Origin of the sequence: Vibrio genomosp. F6, assembly GCF_005146325.1 — a bacterium.
GTDB classification, from domain to species: domain Bacteria; phylum Pseudomonadota; class Gammaproteobacteria; order Enterobacterales; family Vibrionaceae; genus Vibrio; species Vibrio cortegadensis.
Genome location: NZ_SYUT01000051.1, coordinates 29305 through 44260, shown reverse-complemented (window position 1 = coordinate 44260; position 14956 = coordinate 29305). Strand labels below are relative to the sequence as shown.

The 14956-nt window shown below is 42.3% G+C and carries 15 protein-coding genes; 9 read left to right on the top strand and 6 right to left on the bottom strand.

Features of this window, described 5'->3' with window-relative positions; all coding sequences use genetic code 11:
• Window positions 1-37: 37 nt before the first annotated feature.
• Window positions 38-733 (bottom strand): 16S rRNA pseudouridine(516) synthase RsuA, encoded by a 696-nt coding sequence (rsuA, locus tag FCV43_RS17170; protein WP_113796033.1) that lies wholly within the window; start codon window positions 731-733, stop codon window positions 38-40.
• A 135-nt stretch (window positions 734-868) separates the two neighbouring features.
• Between rsuA and FCV43_RS17165 the strand changes: the two genes are divergently transcribed.
• The 4 genes from FCV43_RS17165 (at window position 869) to FCV43_RS17150 (ending at window position 5204) form a co-directional block, all read left to right on the top strand.
• Window positions 869-2611 carry a DEAD/DEAH box helicase gene (locus FCV43_RS17165; protein WP_136995861.1) on the top strand — a complete coding sequence of 581 codons (1743 nt, stop codon included), beginning with the start codon at window positions 869-871 and terminating at the stop codon, window positions 2609-2611.
• A gap of 113 nt (window positions 2612-2724) precedes the next feature.
• Window positions 2725-3120 carry a PepSY domain-containing protein gene (locus tag FCV43_RS17160; protein ID WP_017053732.1) on the top strand — a complete coding sequence of 132 codons (396 nt, stop codon included), beginning with the start codon at window positions 2725-2727 and terminating at the stop codon, window positions 3118-3120.
• Between the two features lie 37 nt (window positions 3121-3157).
• Window positions 3158-3817 (top strand): response regulator transcription factor, encoded by a 660-nt coding sequence (locus FCV43_RS17155; RefSeq protein ID WP_017053731.1) that lies wholly within the window; start codon window positions 3158-3160, stop codon window positions 3815-3817.
• Window positions 3818-3851: 34 nt separating this feature from the next.
• The gene (locus FCV43_RS17150; RefSeq protein ID WP_136995860.1) at window positions 3852-5204 is read left to right on the top strand and encodes an ATP-binding protein; all 1353 of its coding nucleotides are present in this window, start codon (window positions 3852-3854) and stop codon (window positions 5202-5204) included.
• Window positions 5205-5245: 41 nt separating this feature from the next.
• Here FCV43_RS17150 and FCV43_RS17145 read toward each other — a convergent pair whose 3' ends face one another.
• The gene (locus tag FCV43_RS17145) at window positions 5246-6628 is read right to left on the bottom strand and encodes an LssY C-terminal domain-containing protein (RefSeq protein ID WP_136995859.1); all 1383 of its coding nucleotides are present in this window, start codon (window positions 6626-6628) and stop codon (window positions 5246-5248) included.
• An 88-nt stretch (window positions 6629-6716) separates the two neighbouring features.
• A complete protein-coding gene (locus FCV43_RS17140) occupies window positions 6717-7445 on the bottom strand; it encodes a glycosyltransferase family 2 protein (RefSeq protein ID WP_136995858.1) in 729 nt (242 codons plus the stop codon).
• Between the two features lie 494 nt (window positions 7446-7939).
• Here FCV43_RS17140 and rplY point away from each other — a divergent pair, with 494 nt between their 5' ends.
• Window positions 7940-8218 carry a 50S ribosomal protein L25 gene (gene rplY / locus FCV43_RS17135; RefSeq protein WP_017053727.1) on the top strand — a complete coding sequence of 93 codons (279 nt, stop codon included), beginning with the start codon at window positions 7940-7942 and terminating at the stop codon, window positions 8216-8218.
• A gap of 198 nt (window positions 8219-8416) precedes the next feature.
• On the opposite strand, the gene FCV43_RS17130 is transcribed toward rplY, so the two are convergent.
• Window positions 8417-9328, bottom strand: a complete 912-nt coding sequence (locus tag FCV43_RS17130) for a LysR family transcriptional regulator (protein WP_113796028.1) — start codon at window positions 9326-9328, stop codon at window positions 8417-8419.
• Window positions 9329-9490: 162 nt separating this feature from the next.
• Here FCV43_RS17130 and FCV43_RS17125 point away from each other — a divergent pair, with 162 nt between their 5' ends.
• The 3 genes from FCV43_RS17125 (at window position 9491) to FCV43_RS17115 (ending at window position 12741) form a co-directional block, all read left to right on the top strand.
• The gene (locus FCV43_RS17125; RefSeq protein WP_136995857.1) at window positions 9491-10678 is read left to right on the top strand and encodes an MFS transporter; all 1188 of its coding nucleotides are present in this window, start codon (window positions 9491-9493) and stop codon (window positions 10676-10678) included.
• A 273-nt stretch (window positions 10679-10951) separates the two neighbouring features.
• Window positions 10952-11620, top strand: coding sequence for an SDR family oxidoreductase (locus FCV43_RS17120; protein WP_136995856.1), 669 nt, complete (start codon window positions 10952-10954; stop codon window positions 11618-11620).
• A 20-nt stretch (window positions 11621-11640) separates the two neighbouring features.
• The gene (locus FCV43_RS17115; protein ID WP_113796022.1) at window positions 11641-12741 is read left to right on the top strand and encodes an alkene reductase; all 1101 of its coding nucleotides are present in this window, start codon (window positions 11641-11643) and stop codon (window positions 12739-12741) included.
• Between the two features lie 62 nt (window positions 12742-12803).
• Here FCV43_RS17115 and FCV43_RS17110 read toward each other — a convergent pair whose 3' ends face one another.
• On the bottom strand, window positions 12804-13178 hold the full coding sequence (locus FCV43_RS17110; protein WP_136995855.1) for a YybH family protein: 375 nt from the start codon (window positions 13176-13178) through the stop codon (window positions 12804-12806).
• A gap of 113 nt (window positions 13179-13291) precedes the next feature.
• Between FCV43_RS17110 and FCV43_RS17105 the strand changes: the two genes are divergently transcribed.
• Window positions 13292-14155, top strand: coding sequence for a LysR family transcriptional regulator (locus tag FCV43_RS17105; RefSeq protein ID WP_017053720.1), 864 nt, complete (start codon window positions 13292-13294; stop codon window positions 14153-14155).
• 11 nt (window positions 14156-14166) lie between these two features.
• Here the strand turns inward: FCV43_RS17105 and FCV43_RS17100 are convergent, their stop codons facing one another.
• Window positions 14167-14889 (bottom strand): hypothetical protein, encoded by a 723-nt coding sequence (locus FCV43_RS17100; protein WP_113796016.1) that lies wholly within the window; start codon window positions 14887-14889, stop codon window positions 14167-14169.
• Between the last annotated feature and the right edge of the window lie 67 nt (window positions 14890-14956).

The following is a 14956-nucleotide window of genomic DNA, read 5'->3' as shown; positions in this document are numbered from 1 at the left end:
GAACATGAAAATAAACGTCAGGCTTTAACCTACGCCACTATTTCCAAATAGAATCCGCTTCTTCTTGAGTTAAATAACGGTACTCACCTAACTCTAACTCTTCATCTAATTCAATTTCACCAATTTTTTCACGGTGAAGTGCTTCTACTTTATTACCCAAAGCAGCAAACATACGTTTTACTTGATGGTATTTGCCTTCATGGATAGTCAGTAGCACCTCTTTTTCGGCACGAACTTCGAGATGTGCAGGCAGTGTTGGCTCTTTTTCACTGCGAAGCTCAATACCTTGCTTAAACTTCTCAACATAGTCATCTTCAACAGGTTCAACCAGCCATACGCGGTATGTTTTTTCACATTTACGCTTAGGCGATGTAATGCGGTGAGACCATTGGCCATCATCGGTGATCAGAACTAAACCTGTCGTATCAACATCTAAACGGCCAGCAAAATGAAGTTCGTCCATTTTGATTTCATCAAGCAATTCAAATGCGGTTGGATTAGAACCATCTTCATGTGAACAAACAAAGCCTTCCGGTTTGTATAGCATGATGTAACGAGGGCCTTTCACCGTTATTTCGCGCTCTTGCCACTCAACACAGCACTGCTCTGTTACTTTTACAGAACCGCTTTTTTTCTTCTCGCCATTTACGGTTACTTCGCCTTTTCTAAGAAGGATTGTCGCTTCTCTACGAGTAACACCTAATGAATCACACAAAAATTTATCTAAACGCATGAATACCTCGACTAAATTAAGTCAGGTATTATAGTCTTGTTTTACTCAATAGTTGAGCTATTTCACATTATTTGTGTAAACCGCCGCTGCTCTTATTCTATTTGCTTCATTTGAAAGGTTAATAAACACATCCCTATGTACACACTTCGCCCTTATCAAGCTGATTCAGTTAAAGCGGTCATCCACTATTTTCGTAAGCACAGCACACCAGCAGTTCTCGTACTGCCCACTGGAGCAGGAAAAAGCTTAGTCATTGCAGAACTCGCCCGTCTCGCTAAAGGACGAGTTTTGGTGATGGCGCACGTAAAAGAGTTAGTTGAGCAAAACCACGCGAAATACGAAGGTTATGACTTAAAAGGGGCCGTATTCTCGGCGGGTTTAGGTCGTAAAGAGACCGATCAGCAGGTCGTCTTCGCCTCAGTACAATCCGTTGTTAGAAACTTAGACGCTTTTGCGAATCAGTTTTCACTCTTGGTCATTGATGAATGCCATCGCGTACCCGATGAGAAAACAAGCAGCTACCAAAAAGTCATTTCCCACTTAAGAGAGATAAACCCCGGCATTAAAGTGTTAGGCTTGACCGCCACGCCTTATCGCCTAGGCATGGGGTGGTTATACCAATACCATACTCGCGGCCAAGTTCGCTCTGAAGAACCAAGATTTTTCCGTGACTGCATTTTTGAACTGCCGATTCGTTACCTACTTGATGAAGGTTTTTTGACCCCCGCCAGAATGATTGATGCTCCTGTACTCAGTTATGATTTCTCTAAGCTTAAGCCAGCAAACACCGGGCGATATAAAGAAGCGGAACTGGACATGGTTATTGAGCAATCTAAACGCGCCACACCGCAGATTGTCGACCAAATCATTCAACTGGCACAAGACAAACAAGGCATAATGGTATTTGCGGCAACGGTTCGTCACGCGCAGGAAATTTTAGGCCTACTGCCTGCTGGAGAGTCCGCAATTGTCATCGGTGATACTCCTACATTAGAGCGCGATCAGATCATAAATGACTTCAAAAATCGCCATATCAAATTTCTCGTCAATGTTTCGGTGTTAACCACTGGTTTCGATGCGCCTCATGTGGATTTAATCGCTATTTTACGACCAACAGAATCAATCAGTCTTTATCAGCAAATTGTAGGGCGAGGATTACGCCTATCTGAGGGAAAAACCGAATGTTTAGTACTCGATTATGCAGGTAATAGCTACGACCTTTATCAACCAGAAGTGGGCGATCCAAAACCAGATTCTGAGAGCGAAATCGTCACCATCCCTTGCCCGGCTTGCGGTTTCAATAATAACTTCTGGGGAAAGCTAGACAGTAATGGTTTCCTACTAGAGCATTTTGGACGTCGCTGCCAAGGTTATTTTACCGATGAAGAGACTCAAGAACGGGAGCATTGTGGATACCGATTCAGAGCTAAATATTGTGGTAACTGCGGAGCAGACAATGACATTGCCGCGCGTATTTGTCATGAGTGCGATGCCACTTTAGTTGACCCTGATAAAAAACTAAAAGAGGCTCTCAACTTAAAAGATGCGTTAGTATTTGAGTGTCTTGAGATGGACTTAAATGTTCATAAAGACTCTACAGGAAAATCTCAGCTTAAAGTCACCTATCTAGGTGAAAACCAAGCTCAAGTTCATGAGTTTTGGCCATTAACCACGAAGAAGCAAAAACAACTGTTTAAAGATCAATTTGTTCGACCTCACCTTGCGGATAGACATCGACCATTTGAAGAGAGTTCACCCACTCGCGTCGTCGCTAACCAACATCGCTTTCGCCCTCCCCAATTTGTGGTAGCAAGAAAGGTCGGACGATTTTGGAAAATGCGCGACAAAATATTTGAAGATGAAATGCAAAGCCGTTAAGTCTACAGATTTAACTTACAAACCACTTATTCACTTTATGTTCATCTATGTTTAATTATACTGAGTATGGAAATATCAACGCTGCCCTATCAGGTTATTGCTTAGGAAATTGTATGAAAAACAAGGCACAACATACGCTTATATCTTGTCTGATTTTATCCATTTTTTCAGGTCCATTAGCATTCGCAAAAGATCATCAAAATGGGCATAACATCGTTCTAGATGAGCATAAAGCAGGGACTCGCGTGGAGATCGATGAAGATCAAGACGAAGTCTACGACGCAGTACAAGCAGGCTTAATTAAACCCTTTTCAGAGCTTTATGCGGCAGTTGAATCTCAATTAAACGGCCGTCTTATCAAAGTCGAATTAGAAGAAGACGACGATGAGTGGGTGTATGAATTAAAATTAGTGCATAAAAACAGCGTCATCAAAGTTGAATACAATGCTGCCACCTTAGAAATGATTGAGATAAAAGGTCGCAACCTTCACGATGTCATTAAGAAATAATCCAAACTGAAATCCAATCCTAAAGAGAAAAACAATAATGAAAATTTTAGTTGTCGAAGATGAACCACGTCTTGGTGAGCAAATAATTGAAACCCTCGAAAATACTGGCTGGGTACCTGAACTTTCACAAGATGGCATTGATGCTTTATACCGCGCCACATCTGAAGAGTGGGACGCGATTGTACTCGACCTTGGATTGCCAAAACTCGATGGCTTAACGGTTTTAAAAAGTATTCGAGATGAAAATATTAATACTCCGGTCATTATTTTAAGTGCGCGTGACACGCTGACTCAACGTGTTGAAGGTTTGAATGCAGGCGCGGATGATTACTTAACCAAGCCGTTTGAAATGATAGAACTGATTGCTCGAATTCGTTCGCAGCTTCGTCGCGCATCTGGCAATGCCTCTCCAATCATGCAAATAGGCGATCTTAGCCTTGATACTCGAAGCTCAAAAGTAATGTGGCAAGGTCAAGCCATGAGCCTTACTGCCCTAGAATATAAAGTGGTCGCTTACTTTATGCATAACCCAGAGAAAGTCATCTCTCGCACCGAATTAGTTGAACATATCTATAAACAAGATTTTGACCGAGATTCAAACACCATCGAAGTATTCATAGGTCGGATCCGTAAAAAAATCGCACCTAAGGTCATCAAAACAGTGCGAGGTTTAGGGTACAGACTCAATGCCAACTAAGCACCACAAAGCTTCTATGCATAACAGAACCTCTATGTATCATAGAACCTCTAAGCAGAGGCTAAAAAATATCAGCCTGAAAAGCCGCCTACTATTAGCGGCTGCCTTATGGTTGTCCGCTATGATTTTGGCCGCAGGACTTGGTATACCGAAACTGGTGAACGATTACTTATTAGAAGACGTTCACAACCAACTTAACCGAAGCATGGATGAGATCACCGCGAACATAGAAGCGGATGATAATGGCAGTTTATCAATGAGCGCACGCTTATCTGATCCTCGTTTTATTCAACCTTATAGTGGCTTATATTGGACAGCTTCTGCTGAATCACACACTTTACGTTCTCGCTCTCTTTGGGATAAAAGCATACAAGTTGAAAAAACAGGACTAAAGACCATTGCGCGTGGCGCTCAAGATGAGAAGCTGATTTACATCGAACGAGAGATTTATCTCCCTGAGCTTTCGACACCCATTTCCATTTTGATCGGGCTAGATGAAGATCCACTTGAAGAGACCTTACACAGGCTTACTGGTCAGTTATGGGTTATTTTAGGTCTACTGTTTACCGGTGTTTTAATCTTAATTGGAGCTCAGGTCAGTTGGTCACTCAGGCCATTGACGAAAATGCAGCAAGAACTTGCGATGTTACGTAGCGGCGATCAGCAAGCGCTGAGTAATAACTACCCTCAAGAAGTTTCTCCGCTGGTGTCTGATCTCAATGCTCTGCTATTTCATTACCAAGAACTGCTTGAACGCGCTCGAAACCATGCAGGTAACTTGTCTCACGCACTGAAAACGCCTCTCTCCATTCTAAAAAATGAAATTGATACCTTAGAGTCAGAACCAAAGGCCAAGCTCACCCCTCCCATCAAGCAGATTCAAGATTATATTGATTACCATTTAAGCCGCGCTCGAATGGCGGGATCAATGAATATTCTCGCAGTTAGAACCTCACCCAGTGAGCGTGTCGATGCGATTTCAATGGCGTTCGATAAAGTGTTTGCTGAACGTAATGTCGTGCTCGTGAATGAACTAGATAGTGATCTTTTTGTTAACGTGGATAAAACTGATCTTGATGAAATGGTCGGTAATTTACTCGAGAACGGTTACAAATGGGCTCATTCTATTATCCGTGTTCATGCCGTTCAAACCAGTGACGACAACGCGACCATTATGATTGAAGATGACGGCCCTGGAATTCCAAATGATCAGATAGATCAGGTAATCAAACGTGGTGTTCGATTAGATGAAACCACAGCGGGAACAGGGCTTGGCTTAAATATCGTCAGTGAAATGGCACACAGTTATCGCGGTTCACTTGAATTGGAAAGAAGTAATATGGGCGGTTTAAAAGCCACTCTCACACTGAAAGTGTCCCAAGACTGATAGAATCATACCTTCCACATGATGAAAGAAGTGACGAAGCCTTACTTCGTCACTTTTGCCAATAAAGTCTTCTCTTTAATCACTAAGACTTGTCCATCACTGTAATAATCATGCTGGTCATCTAACACCGTGGCTTGCCCTAAAGCTTGCATTTCGGTACTCCAGTTAAGGTTAGCCAGTTCAACCTTCGCCGCGAATTGGTCACGTTCTTGGTCAACATTTGGATCAATGCTGTGCAAAACCGTCACAATACCGCTATAGGGCGTCAGTATTAACCCATCATCATAACTGATTGCGCCAACCCAATGAGGTTGTTGGCTAATAGGATCAACACCCGCTTTCCACCAGCGAACATGACTCCGTTTCATCAATGTTCCTGGAAGTTGAAACGCCATATGTTGAGGTTCTTCATTCCAAAAAAGATCCGACACGGGCGGTGTTTTATCGCTTAAAAGTTGTAAGTAATCTTTCCACTCAATCTCATCACGGGAAAAGGTTTTGTTCTCAATCCAACCAAGCTGTGCCATTAATGTACGAGGTGACTCACCAATGAGCACTAGATTCAGAGCTTGGGCATCAAAAAAGGGAGACTTTCCCGGATACACTTTAAAGTCTGATGGCAACAACGGTGCCGGCATTAAATCGTCGCTAAAAGTAACGGACGCGACTGGAAATGCTGTTTTTATAGAAATAAGGGAAGGGTTTGCGTTTTCTTTATACTGAGAAACGACCTCCATAGTTTGAGTATTCCCAGGTGTTACCACTGCATCATCACTGAACCAAAAGAAATGGCTATAGTTGACACCTAATATGCCAATAAGCAAAAAACCGATACTTTTAGTCACGGGGAATCGCCAATTTTTCTTGTATGCGATAAAAGCCACAACAGCGGTACATGCAAATAACACCAACAAATATTGATGTTCCAACACAAAAGTTTTGGCAGCGTCAACAAAAGGGACTTGTTCAATACCAGCACCTAACAGGTAACCCCAAAAGACAAACTGCCCAACGCCAAGCATTACACCAAAAGTGTCAAATAGACTGAATCTACGCCACTCAATATTCTGTGTACCCGCCATAAACGGGACCACCCACGAAACAGGACCAAGTAAACGAGAGAAAGCGAGCACATAATTGCCGCGTTTCTGCATCAATATCCGACAGCGGGCAATAGGACGACGAATCTTAGGCTGAAAACGCATTAATTTTCGTTGCGCTGAATTCCCAACTTTTCGGCCAATCCAATAGCTGGCCTGATCACCAACCAGAGCTCCACATAGTACGGCAATAACACCAAGCCATACGCCTTGGTATAACTGGTAACCCGCCGCAATTAAAAACGGCTCTCCTGGGACAAATAAATTAGGGCCAATGAGTGCATCTAACAATGCACCCAGAAATAAACCCGCGCTTTCCCACATAACCACCTCATGACTCTACTGTTTCTCTTCTTTCTAAACCACTCTACGATACTGGCCACACCGACACATTCAGTGCAGCCAATATTGATTAGCCCTCAGAGTAATGACCAAATTTGTATTCCATCTCGTTATTACGCATTTCACCGATGAAGAAGCGGCGCACATTCGCTTTAAGGTAAGTCAGTCCCATTTTGAACAACCCATCTTGATCTAAACGTCGTGGGTCGAATTCGAAGCGAAGTGAGAGGAAACGAAATCGCCACGTTTTACTGGCCCTTTTGACGTAGTCACAGTCTTCACACAACGTGATATTTTCATCAAACCCTTCTAAGGCTTGGTGAACTCTTTTTGTTGAGAAAATACACGCGCCGACTGCGGTTGGAAAAAAGAACTGCGTAATAAATAAGCCACCATTAAACATCGCATAACCCGCTTTATGTAAAAGTGGCAGATTTTTAGACCCCATGTAGACACCAGCAACTTCAAGTTTCCGTTCATTCAACTGAGCAATCGCCATGGCTAGAAAATCTGAACTCAAACGAACATCGGCATCTAGAAACAGTAAACGTTCGTGCTTGGCTAATGATGCTCCTGTATTTCGTCCTAAGCTGACTCCGCGTGTGCTCATTTTATGGATGGAAAGCTCAGGCAAGCTTGATTCATAGGCTGCGGCAACGTCACATGTTGAATCGTCACTATTCGAATCCACCACAATCACTTCAAAGTCACGATGGCTCTGTTTACTTAAGTCATCCATTAAACGGCCAATTCGTTTTTCTTCATTTAGGGTAATCACAACAATGCTAATCGGGTTCATAATCTTCTCCATCGATTGAAATAATGTTTGGTTTTTATATTCTGATGAAGAGATTAACGTGCGGTGACTTAACCTATCGTGAGTAAGACATTCAGGTTCAGTTCATGCTTTTGAGTTTGATTATCAATACCGTACACCAACCTACCAGCATTCAAATTGAAGTTCGCACTGAGTATTGAGTATTGAGTATTGAGTATTGAGTATTGAGAAAGTAAAACAGCTTACGACAACGAGTAAAATCGAATCACAATGCCTAAATAATCATCCCTTTCGCTTTAACCACGAGTTCTCTACTGACATATTTTAAAAACTAAGCCATTAGTCGTTCAATTAGAGAAGGATTCAGGACAATACTCTTGCCCGAACCAATAGAGAATGGTAGTATCCGCGCTCGCAAGAATAGTAACTACCAATTTTCTATTCTTGCAATACCGCATCAACTAGGTCGCTATGTTGGTGATGAAGTTTAATTTTACTATTTGAGAGTAAAACCTATGAAATTTGAAGCAGTAGTACGTACTGAACTAGGTAAGGGTGCGAGCCGCCGCCTACGTCACGCGGGTAAATTCCCAGCAGTAGTTTACGGTGGCGAAGCAGCTGCAGTAGCTATCGCGCTTGAGCACCACGTTGTAATGAACCAAATGGACAAACCTGAATTCTACGAAGAAATCACTCTAGTGATCGACGGCGCAGAAGTTAAGGTTAAGCCACAAGACGTTCAACGTCACGCTTACAAGCCAAAAGTTGAGCACATGGATTTCATCCGCATCTAATTCCTTTTTGGAATTAAGTGGATAAAACCATTACCTGCTGCATAGAAAGATAATCGGCATTACCAACCGAGAAATCTAAAAATTAGAAACCCCGATGCTACCAACATCGGGGTTTCGCCGTTTTAGAGCCTAAAATTTCATTAATAAATATTAAGTTAATCATGCTGTCGTATTTATCTTCGACTATGGCTCATTTCATTACTTACGAAATTTATCAAAAAGAAAGTCTAGAAATAGCCGAATTCGCTTAGGCTGGTATTTCTTACTCATATAGACAACATTCAGGTCAGCACTTGATACTGATGTCGATGTGTTAAAATTGGTCATATAACCATTCAGTACCGTAACCAAGCGTAAGTTATCGATATCGTCCTGCACGTCTAGTATTGATTTCAAAGCAATCCCCGCACCTTCTAATGCCCAATGCCGAACCACTTCGCCGTCATCTGAAAATCGTTTAGGCAATACTGTTATTACATTCTTTTTATCCGTATCTTGAAAATGCCACGTTTTAAGCTCTTCATTACTACGAACCATCGCAAGGCAGCGATGATTTACTAAATCTTGCGGGGTTAATGGCGTGCCATACTTCGCTAAGTATTTCGGTGATGCACACAGGACTCGATGGCTTGACGATAATCGTCGCGATATCAAACTGCTATCGGCAAGCTCACCATAACGTATAACAATATCGATACCCGATTCAGCGATGTTTGAGACATCGTCATTCAAATATAAGTAAGGCACCACATCTGGGAATTGTTCACAAAATTCAGACAAGATGGGAAGGATATGTTGTTTACCTATGTCTTTTGGTGCGCTGATTTTAAGTGACCCTTTGACTTCTTTCACCCCATTCAAAATGAGATTCTCTGTCTCTTTTACATTTTCAAGGATCTCAAGACACGCTTTATGGTAAAGATCACCAGAATCAGTGAGAGATATATGCCTTGTGCTTCGATTGAGCAACTTGACGCCATAGCGTTCTTCCAATCCTTGTAGCCTTGCCGTCATTGTTGCAGGAGAAAGCCCTAATTCACGCCCTGCCGCCGCTAACCCTTGATGCTTCACCACACTCACGAACATCGCCATATCAGAGAATTTATCCATCTCTTACCTCTTCATTTCTCGTGCCAGTATTACCGCTCAATCACTACTATTCAGAAAATCCGAATAATGATTTTACATTTTACCCAATTATCAATTTAAGTCGAACAGATAAAATAGTTGCCATAAGTTAATTACAACAAAGAATAAGCTAAAGGTAACATCATGAATAAAGAAAAAATGCCCTTTCAAGTCTGGATACTCACATTGGCTGCTTTCGCCATCGGTACTGCCGAATTTGTGATTGCTGGCATCTTACCGCAAATTGCAACATCCCTTTCGATCACTGAAGGTCAAGCTGGTTACTTAATCAGCGCCTATGCATTAGCCATTGTGATTGGCGGCCCTGTCTTAACCATTTATTTAGCCCGTTTTAATAAGAAGGTCGTTCTAACTGGTTTAATGGCACTATTTATTATTGGCAACGTATTATCGGCGCTAGCACCAACCTACCATTTATTACTGATTAGCCGTGTCATTGCTGGCCTTGTTCAGGGGCCGTTCTATGGCATTGGTGCCGTTGTCGCAACCAATTTAGTCACCGAAAAAATGGCAGGTCGTGCTGTTGGCCAAATGTTTGCGGGCTTAACGCTTGCCAATGTTCTTGGTGTTCCCGCGGGTACTTGGATCAGTTTGCAGTTCGGATGGCACACCACCTTCTTTACGGTTGCTGCATTTGGTGCCGTCGCTATGATTTCAATTTTAACTTCAATAAATTCAACAGGTCATAGCGAAGCAAAAGATATTAAAACTCAGCTGATGGCATTTAAAAACCCAATGCTGCTCATTAGCTTAGCAATCACCGCATTATCATGGTCTGGTTTTATGGCTCTGTATGGCTACCTCGCGCCAATTGCTATGCATATCACGGGCTATGGTGAGTCTGCTGTGACATGGATTCTGGTTATTGTGGGAGTTGGTTTAATCATTGGCAATATTTTAGGTGGCCGCTCTTCTGACAAAAACTTAGGAAAAGCATCGATGTTCTGGGCTGTCGCCATGATTATTTCATTAATTGCCGTTGGCTTGGTGGTTGATAACAAAATTCTCTTTGTCATCACCGCATTTATCTTTGGGATTGCGTCGTTTGCAAACGTGCCGGCCATGCAACTTCGAGTGATGAATCACGGCGGTGAAGGCCAAGAACTCGCAGCAACAGCAAACATATCGGCATTCAACTTAGCCAATGCATTCGGTGGTTTCCTAGGCGGCATGGTACTCGATAGCCAATTAGGAGCAAGCATGATTCCTTTTGCTGCCGTAGTAGTTCCCGTCATAGGCTTACTATTCATTGCGAAAGCCAATCAAAAAGAAAAAACATCAGCACTAGTTACACCAAGTCTCGCAAATTAATTCTTTTAGAAAGGCTCATAACCTGAGCCTCATTACAAAGGAGCCGTTCGATGGTTTTAAATCCAAAAATGACAAAAAATTCATTAAATCAATTCGCTATTAACGACATTCCCTTTTGCTTCTCAAAGAAGAATATCGATATTTTTGATTATAAATTAGTTCAGAGAATAGAGAGTCTCGTTATTATTTTCTTAGGTGTTCTATTTCTCCTTTTACTCTAATCAACAGCGGTTAACCGCATCATCCTATTACGATTTTTAGAAGGTACACATTATGAATCAAGAAAAAACCACATTTGTCATCATTGGAGGCACTTCTGGGATTGGCGAGGCGGTAGCTCAGTACTTCACTCATGAAAATAATACTGTTCATGTGGTCAGTCGCTCTACTGGCCTAGATATCAGTGATGAAAAATCAGTTCATCATTATTTTGAGTCGATTGGGCCAATTGATCATCTTGTTGTTACAGCAGGGTCATCGGCTCCCTCCGGGAGGTTAATTGATGTTGCTATCACAGAAGCAAAATCAGCTTTTGATACCAAATTTTGGGGCTCAATTCACGCGGCTAAACATGCAGCTCGTTATCTAAAACCCAATGGCTCAATCACCCTTACCACGGGCATGTTATCTCGAAAGGTGGTGGCCAACACTTATACAAAATCAGCAATAAATGCCGCCTTAGAAGCGGTGACCAAGGTGCTCGCCAAAGAATTGGCTCCAATTCGAGTGAATGCTGTAAGCCCAGGATTAACAGCAACAGCCGCTTATCAAAATATGGATACAAAATCTCGTGAATCTATGTATGACAACGCAAAACAGAGCTTGCCTGTTGGTCACATTGGCCAAGCCTCAGATATTGCGATGGCTTATGTGATGGCGATTACAAATCCATATATGACAGGTTCAATCATCGATATTGATGGCGGCGCATTAATTAACTAATACGAGCGAAAGGTAATAACATGAACACATTATTTGAGAAAACCAACTTAAAAAACATCGGCTTGCAAAATCGAGTCGTAATGGCTCCAATGACTCGGGCACGTACGAGCCAGCCGGGGAACATTCCAAATGAAATGATGGCGACTTATTACAAGCAACGAGCCACTGCAGGGTTAATTATTTCTGAAGCAACACAAATATCAGACGACTCTCAAGGCTACTCATTCACTCCTGGTGTTTACACAGATGAACAAGTCAAAGGATGGCAACCAATCACATCGGCGGCTCATCAAGCTGGTGCTGCGATGTTCTGTCAATTATGGCACGTAGGAAGAGTATCTCACCCGACGTTCCAGAAAGGGGAATTACCTATTGCCCCCTCTGCTCTTGCTCCTGTTGAAACCAAAGTATGGATTGCAGATGAACAAGGCAACGGCAATATGGTCGATTGCATTCAGCCGAGGGCAATGACGCACGATGACATCCATCGTGTCATCCAAGATTTTGCCTACTCTGCAAGACGTGCAATAGAAGCGGGGTTTGATGGTGTAGAAATACACGGTGGTAACGGATACCTGATTGATCAATTCCTTCGAACTAACTCCAACCATAGGATCGATGAATATGGCGAAACTCGTGAAAACCGTATTCGTTTTCTGCTTGAAGTGGTTGATGCGGTAAGCAAAGAGATTGGGGCTGACAAAGTTGGGGTTCGCCTTGCTCCTTTCATCACGTTTAAAGACATGGATTGTCCAGATATTGTGCCAACTATTCTTGAAGCTTCAAGAGAATTACAAGCACGTGATATTGCTTATTTACATTTATCAGAAGCCGATTGGGACGATGCACCAATTATCCCTGAAAGCTTCCGTATTGAGCTACGAAAAATATTTACCAATACGATTATCGTCGCAGGCAGTTACACACAAGAACGCGCTAATGAGATCCTTAACAAAGGCTATGCTGATCTTGTCGCTTTTGGTCGCCCGTTTGTCTCTAACCCAGATTTGGTATCACGACTAAAGAACCGTTACCATCTCGCAGAGTTGGACGGTAACACTCTCTTTGGTGGAAGTGAGCACGGCTATACTGATTACCCACGTTACTGTGGTGATCTTTAATACCCACCCAAAACGCCTAAAGATTCTCACTTTAGGCGTTGTACTCAAACCATAAATCGTAATTAACGTTCGCCTTGTACTTCAAAGTCATCAGCAACCAAGCGTGCTTTTCCATCTTCTTGAATCGTCCAATGTTCACGATGAACAACGCCAAATGCTTTGTTCATCGTCCAGTTTGCACTTAACAGGTAGCCACCATCACCAATTTGCTCCCATGTCACATCCGTATAATCCACATCTGAAAACCCTTGGTCCATGATATTTTGCCAAAAAGCTTGGATCTCCTCACGACCAGTAAACGTTCCGAATGGACGTGCTTCCATTACGGTTCCTTCCGCATATTGGGCAGCGCAACCTGCTGCATCTTGAGCGTTAAATGCTTGTTGCCATGCTGAAATCCCAGCTTTGCATGCTGATAAAATTTGTTCTTGAGTCATTATTCTTCTCCAAATGTTTGTATGTAGCCAACTATAAGCGCATCATTAAGCAAGAAAAACAGACCAATTAGAAAATACTGTTTAATAAAACAGAACAATGGAATTTAGCTAGCATGAATAAACTCAAACAAATGACTCTCTTCATGACTATCGTCGAGACAGGTTCAATCACTAAAGCGGCAGAAAAACTCGACCTTTCTAAATCGGTCATTAGCCAACATCTCAAACAATTAGAGCTCGATCTTGATGTCCCGCTGCTCAAACGAACAACGAGAAAACAGATACTCACCGCTTCAGGTGAACACTTTTATCGACAATGTTGTGAAATGCACCGGTTAGCCGAAAAAGCATGGAGCGATATTTTACATCAACAAGATTCCCCTCAAGGAAAACTGACGGTGACGGCCCCACACGCGCTGATGAATAGTATTGTGATCCCTGCTCTAAGCTCTGCATTTAAGCAATATCAAGACGTAAAGCTCAATCTCATCGCCCATGATGGCCACCTAGACTTAATGCAAGAAGGGATTGATTTAGCTATTCGAGTTGGCGAATCAAAGCTAAGTAATTTGAAACAGAAGAAGATTGGTTCGGTGCAAGATGTGCTATGTGTTTCTCAAGATTATCCAACATTTGTCGACAGTGAGATAGAGAAGCAGCCTTACATTGCTAATCACTGGCAATCAAAACAAATCACTCATAAATTGAGTAATAAAAGGTCTGACAAGACTCATGTTTTGGCTTTCACCGTCTCTCACCAAGTGAATACGGTTCAAAATAGTTTAGCGCTAATTCAGAATGGATTAGGTATAGGTATATTGCCGCAATTAATCTATTTGAAACACCAAGATAGATTAAGAGAAGTACTGCCGAACTTTGAAATGGCACCATCCAATGTCTATTCGCTACACCCTTTCCACAGCCAAATCCCCATCAGTGTCAAGATGGCAATAGAAGCTATTGAGGCGGAGCTATAGACAATACGATGCTATTGGCTGATGTTTAGGTCTGATTCCGATTTAGGTGTTATCACAATATCGATCTCTCCACTCTCCAAATTGACTGTCGCATCATAGAAACTAAACGGGTCACCATAATGTTTGAATGTGAAATAATAAGTTTCTGCGGGCGTCCATAAAACAGTCGAATCGGCAGGCTGAAGATCATATCCATCTTGCGCATACAATTCTGTCTCGGCAACTTTCATCTGAGCTAGTTTTTCGCTTGTTTCTCTGTCTATTTTAGGTTCTAGGGAAGGGTTACTCGGGTACGATTCACCGTTATAGCTCATCAATCGATAAGCTCCATTGCTCCACACGATAAAATCTTGCCATCCGTTACGATAGCTGTTGGCTAACGTGATTGGCGTTCGAGCTACAGTGATTCGATTAATCACTTTACCTACACTATCGAACATAACTGCGGTACACCCACCGCTACCACAGAAATAACGATCTTGTATTAATACAAGATGCTCAACGTCTCCATCACGATTCAGATCTACGCTCCCCGTTAGGTACTTAATCTGATTTTGTTCTATCGATAAACCTTCTGGAGCCAAGATGCTCTTATCTATCCAAGTTTCAATTTCTGCTTTATCGGGATCAGCAGCAACCGTAGAAGGAGAGGTGTTAGTCGGCGTAGTTTCAACGGTAGAACAGCCCATAAAAGAGAGTAGAAAAAGCATCCCACTTAACTTACGAATATTCATATAACAATACTCTATTACATTAGTCTGTGATTTAAGAGTATACGCTCTGCTGCAGCGATAATGAACC

Excerpts from the sequence above, each read along its gene's own strand:
- rsuA (WP_113796033.1), bottom strand. The coding sequence starts at position 733 with ATGCGTTTAGATAAATTTTTGTGTGATTCATTAGGTGTTACTCGTAGA.
- FCV43_RS17165 (WP_136995861.1), top strand. The coding sequence starts at position 869 with ATGTACACACTTCGCCCTTATCAAGCTGATTCAGTTAAAGCGGTCATC.
- FCV43_RS17160 (WP_017053732.1), top strand. The coding sequence starts at position 2,725 with ATGAAAAACAAGGCACAACATACGCTTATATCTTGTCTGATTTTATCC.
- FCV43_RS17155 (WP_017053731.1), top strand. The coding sequence starts at position 3,158 with ATGAAAATTTTAGTTGTCGAAGATGAACCACGTCTTGGTGAGCAAATA.
- FCV43_RS17150 (WP_136995860.1), top strand. The coding sequence starts at position 3,852 with ATGTATCATAGAACCTCTAAGCAGAGGCTAAAAAATATCAGCCTGAAA.
- FCV43_RS17145 (WP_136995859.1), bottom strand. The coding sequence starts at position 6,628 with ATGTGGGAAAGCGCGGGTTTATTTCTGGGTGCATTGTTAGATGCACTC.
- FCV43_RS17140 (WP_136995858.1), bottom strand. The coding sequence starts at position 7,445 with ATGAACCCGATTAGCATTGTTGTGATTACCCTAAATGAAGAAAAACGA.
- rplY (WP_017053727.1), top strand. The coding sequence starts at position 7,940 with ATGAAATTTGAAGCAGTAGTACGTACTGAACTAGGTAAGGGTGCGAGC.
- FCV43_RS17130 (WP_113796028.1), bottom strand. The coding sequence starts at position 9,328 with ATGGATAAATTCTCTGATATGGCGATGTTCGTGAGTGTGGTGAAGCAT.
- FCV43_RS17125 (WP_136995857.1), top strand. The coding sequence starts at position 9,491 with ATGAATAAAGAAAAAATGCCCTTTCAAGTCTGGATACTCACATTGGCT.
- FCV43_RS17120 (WP_136995856.1), top strand. The coding sequence starts at position 10,952 with ATGAATCAAGAAAAAACCACATTTGTCATCATTGGAGGCACTTCTGGG.
- FCV43_RS17115 (WP_113796022.1), top strand. The coding sequence starts at position 11,641 with ATGAACACATTATTTGAGAAAACCAACTTAAAAAACATCGGCTTGCAA.
- FCV43_RS17110 (WP_136995855.1), bottom strand. The coding sequence starts at position 13,178 with ATGACTCAAGAACAAATTTTATCAGCATGCAAAGCTGGGATTTCAGCA.
- FCV43_RS17105 (WP_017053720.1), top strand. The coding sequence starts at position 13,292 with ATGAATAAACTCAAACAAATGACTCTCTTCATGACTATCGTCGAGACA.
- FCV43_RS17100 (WP_113796016.1), bottom strand. The coding sequence starts at position 14,889 with ATGAATATTCGTAAGTTAAGTGGGATGCTTTTTCTACTCTCTTTTATG.